This window comes from Methanofastidiosum sp. (assembly GCA_035362715.1).
Lineage (GTDB): Archaea > Methanobacteriota_B > Thermococci > Methanofastidiosales > Methanofastidiosaceae > Methanofastidiosum.
This window is the reverse complement of record DAOSDU010000003.1, coordinates 126,040-140,652: the sequence shown is the minus strand read 5'-3', so window position 1 is coordinate 140,652 and position 14,613 is coordinate 126,040. Positions and strand designations below refer to the sequence as shown.

The following is a 14,613-nucleotide window of genomic DNA, read 5'->3' as shown; positions in this document are numbered from 1 at the left end:
AATAATACCGAAACCTTTTTAAAAAGGCTTAAGATAGGAAGGTAAAGCTATATTTTAGAGGGTGAAAGAGATTTGGAGCTACCTTTTTGTGAGATTTGTTTGAAGACCGGAATGCTCTGCCCAGGTTGTACTGCAAAGATTAAAGATGGCGAACTTAATGACAACGACCTCGAAATAGCTAAAGAACTTTACAGGCTTTCTCAAGAAAATAAAGGACTAAAAGATGTAAAGTTCAAGAGGAGTATTAAGGTTGGCAATCTGATAATCATACTCATTGAAGCAGGAGAGATAGGAAGTATTATTGGTAAAGGTGGCAATGTAATAAGGGGACTAAGTAAAAAATTAAATAAAAAAATAAGGGTTATTGAAGAAAGCAAAGATGTTAAAAAAGTTGCTTCTGACCTTTTATACCCGGCAAAAGTTTATGGGATAAACATTGTTTACATGCCTGATGGTTCAATAATTAAAAGACTCAGATTAGGAAAAGAATTTGAGAGAAAACTTCCTATTGCAACAAAAAGTGTTAAAGAAATACTTTTGTTGATCACGGGCGAGAATGTTGATATTGTATTTGAATAATTTTTCTAATACTTTCTTTTTATTATAAAATCGCAAAGTTCAGTTAGAAATATTTTTGATTCTTCTTTCATGTTTTTGTCTATAGACTCTTTGGCTGCTTTAATCAATTGAGATTCTTTTTCGATACAATAGTCCAAAGAACCACAGCTTTTCATTATGTCCTTTATTTCGGCTATATCCTCAGATGATGCGTTCCTATTTCCTAATATAGCTTTGACTTTCTTTAACTGAGTTTCATCTGCGCATTCAAGTGTTTTTATAACTAATAAAGTATTTTTTCCTTCTTTGATATCGCTGTCAACTGGTTTTCCAGTGGTACCTTCTTCTCCAAAGACGCCAAGTATGTCGTCATGGACCTGAAAGGCTCTTGAAAGATTTAAAGCATATGTATCTAAAGAGTATACGTCTGCCTTTTCAGTAAAAAGAAGACCAATTCTTAAAGGGTATTTGAAGAGGATTCCTGTCTTATGGTCAATCATCTCAAAGTATTTGTCTTCGTTTCCGCCTTTCTGTTCCATCAAGATGTCCAACAACTGGCCCTCGTTTAATATTTTGTACATCTCCCTATGCATTATCATTGCCTTTGAAATTATGGTGGCATCGAATCCGCTTGATCTTATTGCCTTCACACTCAAGGCATAAAGTATGTTGGAGCCCAAAACTGAAAGTGCATAAGAGTATCTCGAAATTGCCCTTTGTATCATAAGTAATTGAGAAAGACCATCTTTCTTGATCCAATTGCCACCGTCATAGTAGGGGTTAATATCGAATCGTGTAGACTTCAAAAATTTGTCTGCATAAATTGCATTGAAAGTTTTTTCTCCGTGCCTTATAACATCTTCATCCATAGCATCGTCAAGTATGAGGGAAGAAGAATGGAGGAGCTCAAATGCTATTGATGCCCTTAGAATTTCATGATTATACTCTGAATATCCGCAATAGGCCATAATGCACATTATCGGCCTAAGTCTTTTTCCACCAAGGAGGGTGTGGTGCCTTATGTCTTTATAGAAATCACAAAGTGTATCGTTATCGATTGTTTTCAATTCTACTTCAAAAAAATTCTTAATCTCGCCTTCTACCTCTTTTTTGAGCTCGCTTGTGACCTTAATAAAGTCCATTATCGCACCTTTAACAAATTTTTTATTTTTAGTTTAAATAAGTTTTGAAGATATCTTTTAAAGCCCGATAAATTAATTACAGTAGATGTCAATAAAGATAACTGATGCTAACTCCAGTTACACTGGAAAACTGTCAAAAGGATGTAAATTGTGTATTGAAGGTAAAAAATCAGTACTTTTTGTTACTGGAATCTGTCATGTAAACTGTTATTATTGTCCTGTATCAAATGAGAAAAAAGGTAAGGACGCATCATATATCAATGAACGAAAAATAGAAAAAAAAGAGGACGTTTTAGAAGAGATAAAGGCATGTAGATCAAAAGGAGTTAGTTTTACTGGGGGAGACCCCTTACTAAAAATTGATAAATGTCTTGAATATGCTAAACTAATCAAGGAAAAGGATAGTAAGCACCATATTCATCTATATACAGGGAGTACCGATAAAATATCTAAGGGATTAGAAAAATTAGAAGGCTATGTTGATGAAATCAGATTTCACGTGAAAGATGAGAAAGAGCTACAAGGTCTAAAAAATATCCTCAATATGAACTTTAATTTTGGGATTGAGATCCCAGCTATCCCGGGGGATTTTGAAAGGATGTGCTCAATAATTGAATCGGCACCATCTGCTGGCTTTTCATTTATTAATTTGAATGAATTTGAATACACAGAAACAAATTGGGACAATCTTTCTAAAAGAGGATTTGATTTTGATAGTGACACTAGCATGGTGAAAGGCAGTAAAGACCTATCGTTCAGGCTATTAGAGAAGTATGAAGATCTCCCAATATCAATTCATTTCTGTTCCTCTGTGTTAAAAGATGCAATTCAACTAAGAAGAAGATGGGAAAGAAGAGCAAAAAATACCAAAAAATACTATGAAGAGATTGAGGACTGTCTCATTGTAAAGGGTGAGCTATCAGGAGATGTTAGAGAAATAGTTGACTATCTTAATGATGCGCTTAATATTTCTAAAAAGATGTATGAAGTACATGGAGACAAGGTATTTACTCACTGGGCGGTAGCGGAGGAAATATCTGAAAATAAAGAGTTATCAAAGAAAATAAAATCAGCTATAGTAAAAGAATACCCCATATATAAAAGAGTCGTATCTGAGTACATCCCACTTTAGTAATCATTCTTGGGTATACTTGAGGATTTGGGTGATTTTGGTTTTCTGGTCAAAGTTCCAATTAGGACTCCAAGTTCCATTGTAACGGCACTGAGCAACACTCCAAACATAATATAAATGGAAGAGGAGATACTTGATTTTGTTGATTCGATTGAAGATTTGACAAGCTCTATTCTTGCGCTAACTTCTTCCACTTTGGCTGTTAATCCAAGGTCTTGATATGACTGTTTTGCTTTTTCATACTGCTCAAGGGCTTTTGAATAATTTTTCTTTGTATAGTACTCATTTCCCTGTGCATAGTATTCTTCTGCATCTTTGACTAATGTTGAATCTTTTATTGTAAAGGAGATTGATTCAGTTGTAGCCTTCTTATTTCCGTAAGGATCGAAATACTCAACTATAACATCTGTCTTGTAGCTTCCTGCGGTAGAATCACCTTTTGCAGCAACGTTGAGTGTGACATTTCTTGATTCTTGGGATCGCATTAACCCAATTGAATCTACATCTAAAGATGTAGTGAAATTGTTATTTGTAGGAACACTTAATTTGATATTATTGCCGTAACCAAGACCATAGTTTGATACCTTAAATGGAATGTTTATGTTCTGCCCTTGTAAGACTTCGTTAGGATAAGATGATAACTCGATTTTAAGTGATGGAAATTCTTTAATAACTTTGAACTCAATTTCTTTCATAAGCAAATAAGGCTTACATCCCTGTCTGCAGTTTCCAATCTCGCCCCTAATTCTCAAGGGAATTTTATAAGTTCCAGCATCTGCATTTTCAGTAGTTTCAATCGATAATCTGATGTTTACTTTATCCTGAACATTAATAGTATGATCCCCATCTCCTGGTACAAACAGCTTATCGGCGTCTATTATTTTAATATAATTCTTAATTTCTGGGGGCATATCGCTTGGGTCTATAACTGCCTTCAAGTCCCAAAGCATTTCGGAAGTAGTATTATGTAGATTGACATCAATATAGATTAGTTTACCGGGTTCAGTTTCTTTAGGGTAAGCTAATTCCACCTTCGGGTCGGCGTCCGCCGCCCCATATAAAGGTAGCAAAATCAATGAAATAAGCAATAATGGTAAGGCTTTCTTCATCATGAAAGATAGTATAGAATAAGTCTTTTAAGCGTTACCCCGTATATTTCTTTAATGAACAGGCGTTTTTTGTCAGTTTTTACCTGCTTGATGCTAATTTGCTCGATAAATTTTGTCCTCGGAGCAGATGAAAAGAAAGAAGTAACGATAATGATACATCTTTACGAAAAAGAAAATGAATCATATACCCTATCGGGCGATATTTATAATTATGAAATAAGGCTCGTCGATACTGACGTTTGTGATAAAGATCTATATGTGTCTTCTTGTATTAATACAATCGAACTTAATATTTTACAAAAAAATAAGTATACAAATGAAGTCATAAAGACCGTAGTAGTGCCAGATATTGTCAAATTAAGAGATTATCCTACAAATATTGATTTTCAAGATATAAAATTTGAGGGCGTCTATGTATTTACGATTTACTTTGACCAAGGTGCCGCGAACTTCAAAATAAATTATACGCAGAAAGATGTCCTTAGAAGTATGAATCTTGTTTACTCTGGAGAGATGGGTGAAAATCCTTTTTTATTATATTTTGGAGAAGGGGACAATATATATTCAATGAACATCAATAGAAGCGATAGTAGACTTATTGTAAATGTTAGAAAAAATCAGGATTCAAAAACTCTATATGGATTATCTGATGATATACTACCTTTTGATTCTATTATGGTAAAAGTACTAAATCAGACTGATACCGGTATAAAGTTTATAGTTTATTCAAGTTCAGATATAAAGTCATTGAGTAAATCTGAGATTTCTTTAAGAAAAGGAGAAACGAGCAATATTGGCGGGATGGATTTTAAGATTACTGATGCTGCTGCACTATCTGCTACAATAAATTCAGAGAATCAAGATTATGTAATCAAAAAACGTTCTTTGAAAAGCATAAATAATTATATCTTTGAAGTTAATGATATAGTGGGCGATAACGTCAAATTAAGCATTTACCACCCGTCTTCTGTAACTCTTTTAGGGTATACTCCAAATGTCGTCCTTACTGTGACAAAAAAACTCGAATCTGAGGAGGGGGACATATTTGAGATACCTTTCACATTAGCAAATACTGGTAAGGTCAGCGCCAATAATTTAACAGTTGATATAAAGAATTCAAGCGCAAACATAGTTGAAGGAACATGGAAGGGTGCGCTGAATGTTGGAGAAACTAAAGAACTAAAATTTAAGGCAAGCTATAATGAAGCAGGAGACCACATAATTACTTTTAATGTAGACACAGGGCAGTCTTCTGAAGAGTTTCAGGAAAAGGTGAGTATTAAATCCAAAGTAACTGCTGCGTTAAAAGAAGGCCCAATGAAATCTCTAATTTTTATTACAACTGAGTACATATTGACTCAAAATAGGATAAGATTGGCCCAGAATTCGATTAATATTTTACTTTATATTGGAATTTTACTTTCAAGTGCAATAATATTGAATTCAGCAAGACAGAGGTTGCCAAATTTAGAGAAGCCCAAAGAAAAACCAAAGAGAAAAGTTGTAAGAAGAAAAGATCAGCAAATTAAAGCAAAAAATAGTGATGTTGCTATAAGTCAAGAAAGATTGAAAGTATCAAAACAGAGAAGAGATCAAGGTATTAAAAGAGAAAGTGTAAAAAGAAAGAATAAATAATTATCTTCTTTTCCTTAAAGCAAGATAAATGGACCCCAGTAAAGTTCCACCTATTATTCCGACTTCTTCAAAGGGAACATTCTTAGTTTCAGTTTTTGGCTGCTCTTCTGATGGTTTATCAATAACTGTCTTGTTCTCTTCTTCGGGAATTTCAACTATTTCCTTCTTTTGGAACAATAAGTAGATATTATTGTCATTGGAACCAACTATTATATCTTGCTTGCCATCTCCATTAATATCTTCGATATAGAAAGTTTCAATCCATCCTTGAGTTGGAAACTTGTATTCAATGCTTCCTGTGTTATAATCAATTATGTACAAATTATTGTCTTTACACCCGGCAATTAAATAATTTGTATTTTCATCTGCCATTGCCTCGATCTTGAATATTCTGTCTGGAAGATCAAATCTTTTAAGGAAAGCGCCTTTTGAGTCAAGAACAATAATTTCCCCTTTGTTTCCAGCAATTATTACCTCATCTCTTGCATCGTTGTTTATATCAAAAAGTGTTGATGCGCTAGATTCAGTTTCAGTTCTAAATTCCCACATTGAGACTAAGTTCCTGTTTAAAGAGTAGACAACTGTTCCTTTCCAGTTTTGAGAATCTTCCCTAAAAAAACGGGAGACATGAATCGTATTGTTGTATCGGTCAAGGTAGAGGTCTCTTAGGATATGTTTTGTATCGTAAGATTTAGTAAGCTTCCCAAATCCATCAAGTATGAGAGTATCATCCCAAGATATAATCATGATTTCGTTTATGCTGTCTTCATTTAAATCAACAATAAGGGTTCTAAAGTTATACCCTCTAGTCTTGTAATCCCAAAGTAGATTAAGCCCTTCATCAAAAAGATATGCATTACCATCATCAGCGCCAATAAGAGTTTCATATGTTCCATTTGAATCAACATCCCCTATATCTACATCTAACACTGACCCCAAAACTGGTATCGTGACAATTTCATTTCCTTTAGAATCAAGGAAGTAAACTAATGCGTTGTATATTTCTTTTTGGGAAACAACTCTATTTTCTGTCCCCAATATAATCTCGTTTCCGGGGGAGTCATAAATATCCATAACCTTCATCATCGAAAAAGAGTTATTCGATTCTAGAGTCCATTTAATAGTTCCTTTATCATCAAGGCAGAGAAATTTCTTACCGGCGGTATAAGCAAGGATCTCATAATTTCCGTCACCTTCTACATCATTTGCCACTACTTGTAATATATCAAATTCATCCTTGTGAATTGTATTACTTTCAAACTCTAAAGACAATGCCGAGGATATCGTTCCCATAGAGAATAGTAAAATAATTAATATGGCGATAATTTTAAATTTCATATGACCACGAAACAGATTATTTTTTCTTTTATTTAAAACTATTCGTAAATAGGCCAATAAAATTATTATCAAAAATATATAAACTCTATATTTTAAATAAATATCCAAAACTTTTTAAGGATTGTTTTTAGAAGAGGTCCAGGTGTAACTATGCCCCAAGACAAGGAACATAAATTAATCCTATTTTTTGAAGAGATAGATATCGATGATATTCCTTTTGTAGGTGGTAAAAATGCATCTCTTGGTGAGATGATAAGGAACTTGAAAAGCAAGGGTATTAAAATTCCCGAAGGATTTGCCATTACGTCTTATGCTTATGATTACTTCCTTAAGAATGCTGGAATAGAGAAAAAGATAAGAGAGATTCTAAAGGACCTTGATACAAATATTTATGAAAATCTTGCAACGAGAGGAGAAAAAATAAGACATGCCATAATTGAAGCAGAATTTCCCGATGAGCTAAAGAAGGAAATAATTAAGGCTTATGGTAAGCTAGAAAATACATATGGGAAAAATGTCGATGTTGCCGTGAGATCATCAGCAACTGCTGAAGACCTTCCCGATGCTTCGTTTGCAGGCCAACAAGAAACTTTCCTCAACATTACCGGCCCAGATTCCTTGATTTTATCATGTAAGAAGTGTTTTGCATCCCTCTTTACTAATAGAGCCATATCATACAGACATGATAAGGGGTTTGACCATTTCTCAGTTAAACTCTCAATAGGCGTTCAGAAGATGGCAAGAAGCGATACAGGATCAAGTGGAGTTATATTTACAATTGATACAGAATCTGGTTTCAAAGATGTAGTTTTAGTTACTTCCATTTTTGGTCTTGGTGAAAATATTGTTCAGGGTACTGTAAATCCCGATGAATTTTATGTCTTTAAACCAACTCTAAAGAAAGGTTACAAATCAATAATTAATAAAAAACTTGGTGCAAAGCAGAGGAGAATGATCTATTCTGATGACCCAAATGAGGGCACAAAAAATATTAGGGTCGATGAAAAAGAAAGAAACAAATTTTCAATTTCTGATGAAGATGTTCTAAAGCTTGCTAGGTGGGCAGTAATTATAGAGGACCACTATTCTTCTAAAAAAGATAAGTACACGCCCATGGACATTGAATGGGCAAAGGATGGAAATACAGGCGAGCTTTACATTCTACAAGCAAGGCCTGAAACAGTTCATTCTCAAAGAGATTTTAACACCATAAAGACATACATATTGAAAGAAAAAGGGAAGAAGCTTGTGACTGGGCAGGCCGTTGGGGATCTTATCGGGCAGGGAATGGCCCATATTATTAGAACACCCAAGGAGATTTCTCTTTTCAGAGAAGGAGAGGTCCTTGTAACAGAGATGACCGACCCAGATTGGGAACCTGTAATGAAAAAAGCAAGCGCTATTGTGACAAATAGGGGTGGCAGAACCTGTCACGCGGCTATAGTATCGCGTGAGCTTGGAATACCATGTATCGTTGGAACTGATAACTCCACTGAAGTTTTGTCAGATGGGCAGAAAGTGACTGTAAGCTGCGCAGAAGGTGAAGTTGGAGCAGTTTATGACGGCTTGCTAAAGTATGAAGTAGAAGAGATTGACATACAGAAACTACCAGAAACAAGGACTAAAATAATGATGAACGTCGGAATACCTGAAAAGGCTTTCTATCAGTCACAGATACCAAACGATGGGGTTGGATTAGCGAGAGAAGAGTTCATTATTAATTCTTACATAGGGATCCACCCAATGGCCCTTGTCAACTTTGAAGAGTTAAGTGAAAAATCAAGGTATGATATGCAAGTTGCAGAGACCATAAAACAGATAGAAGATAAAACAGGCGGATACAAAGAAAAGACTCATTTCTATATTGACAAGCTTACATATGGCATATCGATGATTGGAGCGGCATTTTATCCTAAAGATGTCATTCTTCGTCTAAGTGACTTCAAATCAAATGAATATGAAAATCTTATAGGCGGGAAATTCTATGAGCCTAAAGAAAGCAATCCAATGATTGGTTGGAGAGGTGCCTCTAGATACTATGATGAAAACTTCAAGCAGGCATTTGCTCTTGAATGTAAAGCTATTAAGAGGGCTAGAGAAGAGATTGGGCTAAATAACATCAAGATAATGGTTCCATTCTGTAGAACACCTGCCGAAGGTAGAAAAGTTGTAAACACTTTGAAAGAGTTTGGACTTGTGCAACGTGAAAATGGTCTTGAGATATATGTAATGTGTGAAATTCCTTCAAATGTACTCGCTGCAGATGAATTCTGCGAGATATTTGACGGATTCTCAATTGGTTCAAATGATCTGACTCAGCTTACCCTTGGACTTGATAGAGACTCAGAGCTTGTTTCAAGCATATATGACGAAAGGAACATTGCAGTCAAAAGACTGATAAAAAAGGCAATAGAAGTTGTCAAATCAAAGCATAAGAAGATTGGTATATGCGGCCAAGCTCCATCGGACTTCCCAGAATTTGCATCCTTCCTAGTTGAAAGTGGAATTGATTCAATTAGCTTAAATCCCGACACAGTCATAAAAACTAGACTAAACGTTTGGGAAAAAGAAAAAGAGATGGGGTTCATATAATTAATGTTTGAATCGCTAATTTCATCTGTTGTTTTGGGGATAACAGCCGGTTTATGCCCGTTGAATCTCTTTTTTATTATTCCTATTTTTCCAAAAATATTGGGTGAGCGTGCACCACTCAATGCAATTTTATTTTCTGTGGGCGTTGCAACAATTTTTGTACCTCTTGGACTACTGGGTAATTTTGGAGTTTCTTCGATTTTTAATTCAGATACTAAATTAGGATTTCTTCTAGGGGCGGTAATATCGATATTTATCGGATTAATCCTATTGAGAATAATAAAAATAAGTTATATATTATCTGTAAAAAAGGAGAGGAATTTTTACGGCTCAACTCCTTATACATATGGGATTTCATATGGCCTAATAACTATAGCAAGAGCTGCCCCCCTTTTGATATCCCTTATATCAATAGTATCGTTAGAAAATAATATTTTCATTGCCTCAATCTCGCTTTTAATTTATTCATTTTTAGTAGGTGCTCCACTTATTATTATCTCCTCATTTTTTGGACTAAAGAGGGTAGAAGACTTTGTTAAAAAATATTCAAAATCTTTGGATAAGATAAGCGGGATAATGCTCGTCCTAATTGGTGCGTATTATCTATATTTGTTTGTTTATGGCTAAAGATCAATATCTTATGAATATACATTAGTTTAATATAATAGATATTATAGAACAATTTTTATAATTTGTTTTAATTTTTAGTATTATGTTCTAATATAATAGTTAAACTTAAATAGGGATATATCAAACTTCAATAGCTGGATAGAAGGTGATACCATTGAACGTTTCAGAAAGATCGTCAACGATAAGTTATGCAATTCGAGACGTAGTTGAATATGCAAGAAAACTTGAATCTAAAGGGGACAAGATACTAAAATTAAATATAGGAGACCCTCTGAAGTTTGACTTTAAAACTCCAGAGCCTATGGTAGATGCCATCATCAATGCGGCCAGAGGTAGTTATAATGGTTACGAGGATTCTCTTGGAAACACAGAATTAAGAAGAGTCATTGCTGAAAGGGAATCTAAAAATAATGGAAAAATATACCTAGAAGATGTTGTTGTAACTTCAGGTGTGACTGAAGGGGTAAATCTAGTCTTTGGAGCTACTCTTGAACCAGGGGACGAAGTTTTAGTTCCAGGTCCAGGTTATCCAACTTACACCGCTTATGCAACTTTTTTTGGTGCAACTCCAGTTCCTTATAGAACTATCGAGAAAGATGGGTGGAATATTGATGTCCAAGACCTTAAATCAAAGATAACTGAAAGGACAAAGTGTATAGTTATAATTAATCCAAACAATCCCACTGGCGCCATTTATCCTAAAAAAACCCTAAAAGAGATACTGGATATCGCAATAGAACATGATTTGTTTATTATTTCTGATGAGATATATGATAGGATTACCTTTGATGATTCCTTTGTAAGCTCTGCTTCCATGACTGATGAAGTGCCAATAATCACATTCAACGGCATTTCAAAGATTTACCTTGCGCCTGGTTGGAGAGTCGGTTATATGGCATTCTATAACTGGGATACCCTGTTTGATATAAAAGAAGGGATAATGAAGGAACTTCGTGCAAGAATTTCTGCAAATTCTATATGCCAGGCTGGAGCTATTGAAGCATATAAGGGTAGTGAAAAATACGTATTAGAAATGGTTTCAAAGCTAAAGCAGAGGAGCGAATTTGCCTACAAGAGATTAAACGAGATTTCCGGTATAAGCACAACTAAGCCAATGGGCGGACTTTATATCTTTCCAAAAATTGATTTAGATAAAAGGTGGAAGGATGACAAAGAGTTTGTATATGAATTTTTAAAAATGAAAAAGGTTCTTTTAGTCCACGGTAGTGGATTTTGCCCTATCTATGGAAAAGACCATTTCAGATCAGTTTTTCTACCCCCAATTGACACCATGGAAGAAGCCTTTTCGAGACTTGAAGATTTCATGAAAACTAAAAAATGATTTTTAGAGATAATCATTTATATTTTAAATTTCTAATATTATATATGCGGACTACAGACCCACAAATTCTTGATGCTATTAAGAAGGTTCTAAGAGAAGACATAGTAATTCACTCGCAAAATGAACTCTTTGAAAAGGTAAGAAAAAAGCTATCTGAAAAAGATGAGGTTAGAGTCTCGGCAGAGAGGATAAGAAGAGTTGCTAAAAAATATGGTATAAGAGTTCAGGTCCACTCCCGTAAGGGCAAAGAGATAAAAATGTGCCCATTCTGTGGAAAAGACCTTCAAGATATTATCTCCCAAGACCTATTTGGCAGATCAACGACAATTGGCAAAGTTTGCAAGAACTGCAAATTTGAAATAGGATTGGGTAGAAGTCCCGCAAGGTACATATTCAGGCGATAGAAAAAAGACTACAGTCTGAAAAATTTTTTTCTAGTAGAGCTTTCTTTGATAATGCCTTCGGCAAGTCCTTTTAGGAGTCCCAATATGATAGGGCCATATAAAATACCGAGTGGCCCTAACATATATGCGCCTCCAAGGAAACCAATTAGGACTATAAACGGATGAAGTTGTGCTTGTTTCCCGCCAAGCTTTGGGAATATGTAAAAATTGTATAAGACTCCAAGGACTACGACTCCAAATATTAAAAGGGTTAATCCTCTGAATAAATCACCCACAAGGAGAAAGTAAAATCCTACAGGGATGTAAATTGTCCAAGGTCCTGCCACTGGCAACAATGCTGCAAGCCCAACTAAAAGCCCCAATAAAAAAGAGTAAGGCACACCCAACGCAAGGAAACCAATAGTTGCAAGTAGTCCAATTATGAGTGCACTCATTACATTTCCATAAATTAACCCGTTAATCACCTTGTTTGTAGGCTCAAGAATTTCTAATAAATCCCTGTGGTAGTGAGGAGGCATTATTTTACTGATAAATTCTTCAATGACTAATCTTTCATGGAGGAAGTAGTAAAGGGCTAAGAACAAGATTAAGATATTAATTAATGTTAAAGGCAGTTCATGCACCGATCTTGAAAAAACTTCTGTTAGATTTACTAACCTAGGAAAAGTTTCAGTGATAAATCCATAAAAAGGAGAGTCAGATATATTTATTCCAAAAATGCCAAGAATAGAAACTGAAGAGCCACTCTTTATTATTTCTGTAATGACTTTAAGCTCAGCGAGCGCTTTAAAAACTGCATAAAGAATTGTAATGAGTATTGGGGCAGATATAAAAAGAGTTGTAAGTGCGGCAGATAAGCCATTTCTTTTTGTTTTGTTAAATATCTGATTATAGACTGGAAGGAATGCATACGCAAATACAAACCCCCCTATAAGCCCCGGAATAATTGGATATATCAAGTAGAGCCCCATAAGGAGGACTATTACAGATATTGTAATCTTGATGTATGAGATTTTATCCATTAAGACTATATTCTATAGCCATTATAAAAAGTTATTTATTAATTTAAAAAATAAAAATAAAATAATTTTATCAATCAGTTGGGCATTCTTCTTCCCAAGGTCTGATGCACTTTTTAAGACCTTCACACCACTGGTAGCCTGCTGCGACAAGGCATCCGTGCTCATCAACGTCTCCGCCGATTGTGCATGACTCTTCCCATGTCCTTATGCACTTGTTTTTGACCTCACACCATGTGTAGCCTGCTGATTCTTTGCATCCGTGCTCGTCGACATCTCCACCGATTGTGCAAGTTTCTTCAAAAGGCCTGTAGCACTTCTGTGTGTATTCACACCATTGGTAACCTGCTGCGATGAGACATCCATGTTCATCTCTGTCCCCACCTATGCTACATGTTTCTTCAAAAGGCCTGTAACATTTTTTGGTATATTCGCACCACTGGTAGCCTGCAGCAATTAGGCATCCATGTTCATCTTTGTCGCCACCTATTGGTTTAGGCGCCGTACAGGATTCTTCCCAAGGCCTGTAACATTTCTGAGTGTATTCGCACCACTGGTAGCCTGCGGCAATTAGGCATCCGTGAGCGTCTCTATCCCCGCCTATTGGTGGTGTTGGTGGATCTGGAGTGCATGACTCTTCCCAAGACCTGTAGCACTTCTGTTTGTATTCGCACCACTGGTAGCCTGCGGCAATTAGGCATCCATGTTCATCCCTGTCTCCGCCAACAGGTTTAGTTTCAGAACAGTGTTCTTCCCAAGGTTTGATGCACTTGTTCTTTAATGCACACCATACTTCTCCATCGTCAATCAAACATCCATGCACATCTTTATGTATTTCTTTAGAACAGTTTTCTTCCCAAGGTCTGATGCATTTCTGTTTAATATCGCACCAAGTGTATCCGGCGCTACCAATGCAGCCATGCTCATCTCTGTCACTACCGTAAGGCTGGACACATTCTTCTGGGGCCTTTATACATTTCTGCAAAGCATTGCACCAAGAGTATCCAGAAGACGTAATGCATCCGTGCTCATCTTTAACTTCTTTTGGAGTTTGGGCACAACCTAGTAAAAGTGAAATTATCACTATACTAGAAATCAAAATAATGTAAGTTTGTTTCATCGAAAATTTTTAGATTAAGAAATATATAAATGTTTTGACTAAATTGAGAAATAACTTAAATAAAATTGAGAATTTCACAAATAATAGAAATAATATTCAAATTAACTAATTACGAATTTAATTGTGTCTGTATCTAATACGCCCCTTCTTGTAGAAGCAATCACAGTAATCAAGTATTCTCCTTCAGGAACTTCAGGTGAAACATTTATTGTAAGTATGTAACTACCTGTACTATGTGCTTTAATCTTTTGAGATTGTGGATCTATTCCGATGGAGATTCCTTGAGGCAATTTTTCAAATTTAATCGTTGCATCAGTTTGAGTTAAAAATCCTTTATTATTGACTTGCCCTATTATTATTTTTGTTCCTTCAGATAATTCAAGTACAGGAATTTCCTTTCCATCTATAATAATACTAGTTCCAGTGTCAATTATAGCACCAATCGAGCCATCTATTGGGATTGGTCCAGAGGGAAGAATTAATCTTTCTAAAGTTACCCCAGGAAATAATATGTTTTCAGGTAAAGGATTTTTTCCTAGTATTGTAACGTCATTTGATGCGTTTGCAGTTGAGGAGACTGTGGCTCCTGAAG

The 14,613-nt window shown here is 35.4% G+C and carries 13 protein-coding genes; 7 read left to right on the top strand and 6 right to left on the bottom strand.

Annotated features, from left to right (window positions below):
• Positions 1-72 precede the first annotated feature (72 nt).
• Positions 73-579, top strand: coding sequence for a KH domain-containing protein (locus PLI06_03375; GenBank protein ID HOI76637.1), 507 nt, complete (start codon positions 73-75; stop codon positions 577-579).
• 5 nt (positions 580-584) lie between these two features.
• Here the strand turns inward: PLI06_03375 and PLI06_03370 are convergent, their stop codons facing one another.
• Positions 585-1,700 (bottom strand): polyprenyl synthetase family protein, encoded by a 1,116-nt coding sequence (locus PLI06_03370; protein HOI76636.1) that lies wholly within the window; start codon positions 1,698-1,700, stop codon positions 585-587.
• Positions 1,701-1,785: 85 nt separating this feature from the next.
• Here PLI06_03370 and PLI06_03365 point away from each other — a divergent pair, with 85 nt between their 5' ends.
• Positions 1,786-2,832, top strand: a complete 1,047-nt coding sequence (locus PLI06_03365; GenBank protein ID HOI76635.1) for a 4Fe-4S cluster-binding domain-containing protein — start codon at positions 1,786-1,788, stop codon at positions 2,830-2,832.
• Here the strand turns inward: PLI06_03365 and PLI06_03360 are convergent.
• Positions 2,829-3,944, bottom strand: a complete 1,116-nt coding sequence (locus PLI06_03360) for a CARDB domain-containing protein (GenBank protein HOI76634.1) — start codon at positions 3,942-3,944, stop codon at positions 2,829-2,831. The two genes, PLI06_03365 and PLI06_03360, sit on opposite strands and share 4 nt — an antisense overlap.
• Positions 3,945-3,995: 51 nt before the next feature.
• On the opposite strand from PLI06_03360, the gene PLI06_03355 reads away from it, so the two are divergent.
• The gene (locus PLI06_03355; protein ID HOI76633.1) at positions 3,996-5,576 is read left to right on the top strand and encodes a hypothetical protein; all 1,581 of its coding nucleotides are present in this window, start codon (positions 3,996-3,998) and stop codon (positions 5,574-5,576) included.
• On the opposite strand, the gene PLI06_03350 is transcribed toward PLI06_03355, so the two are convergent.
• On the bottom strand, positions 5,577-6,914 hold the full coding sequence (locus PLI06_03350; GenBank protein HOI76632.1) for a hypothetical protein: 1,338 nt from the start codon (positions 6,912-6,914) through the stop codon (positions 5,577-5,579).
• A 150-nt stretch (positions 6,915-7,064) separates the two neighbouring features.
• On the opposite strand from PLI06_03350, the gene ppsA reads away from it, so the two are divergent.
• The 4 genes from ppsA to PLI06_03330 all read left to right on the top strand — a co-directional run bounded on the left by ppsA (position 7,065) and on the right by PLI06_03330 (position 11,882).
• The gene (gene ppsA / locus PLI06_03345) at positions 7,065-9,506 is read left to right on the top strand and encodes a phosphoenolpyruvate synthase (GenBank protein ID HOI76631.1); all 2,442 of its coding nucleotides are present in this window, start codon (positions 7,065-7,067) and stop codon (positions 9,504-9,506) included.
• Positions 9,507-9,509: 3 nt separating this feature from the next.
• Complete coding sequence (locus PLI06_03340; protein HOI76630.1) at positions 9,510-10,133, top strand: cytochrome c biogenesis protein CcdA; 624 nt, start codon at positions 9,510-9,512, stop codon at positions 10,131-10,133.
• A gap of 157 nt (positions 10,134-10,290) precedes the next feature.
• Complete coding sequence (locus PLI06_03335; protein ID HOI76629.1) at positions 10,291-11,478, top strand: aminotransferase class I/II-fold pyridoxal phosphate-dependent enzyme; 1,188 nt, start codon at positions 10,291-10,293, stop codon at positions 11,476-11,478.
• A 44-nt stretch (positions 11,479-11,522) separates the two neighbouring features.
• Positions 11,523-11,882: a hypothetical protein gene (locus tag PLI06_03330; protein HOI76628.1), complete on the top strand. Its 360-nt coding sequence runs from the start codon at positions 11,523-11,525 to the stop codon at positions 11,880-11,882.
• Positions 11,883-11,890: 8 nt separating this feature from the next.
• On the opposite strand, the gene PLI06_03325 is transcribed toward PLI06_03330, so the two are convergent.
• The 3 genes from PLI06_03325 to PLI06_03315 all read right to left on the bottom strand — a co-directional run.
• The gene (locus tag PLI06_03325) at positions 11,891-12,904 is read right to left on the bottom strand and encodes an AI-2E family transporter (protein HOI76627.1); all 1,014 of its coding nucleotides are present in this window, start codon (positions 12,902-12,904) and stop codon (positions 11,891-11,893) included.
• A gap of 70 nt (positions 12,905-12,974) precedes the next feature.
• Positions 12,975-14,021: a hypothetical protein gene (locus tag PLI06_03320; protein HOI76626.1), complete on the bottom strand. Its 1,047-nt coding sequence runs from the start codon at positions 14,019-14,021 to the stop codon at positions 12,975-12,977.
• Between the two features lie 101 nt (positions 14,022-14,122).
• Positions 14,123-14,613, bottom strand: a 491-nt coding sequence (locus PLI06_03315) for a hypothetical protein (protein HOI76625.1), incomplete at its 5' end; no start/stop codon positions are given.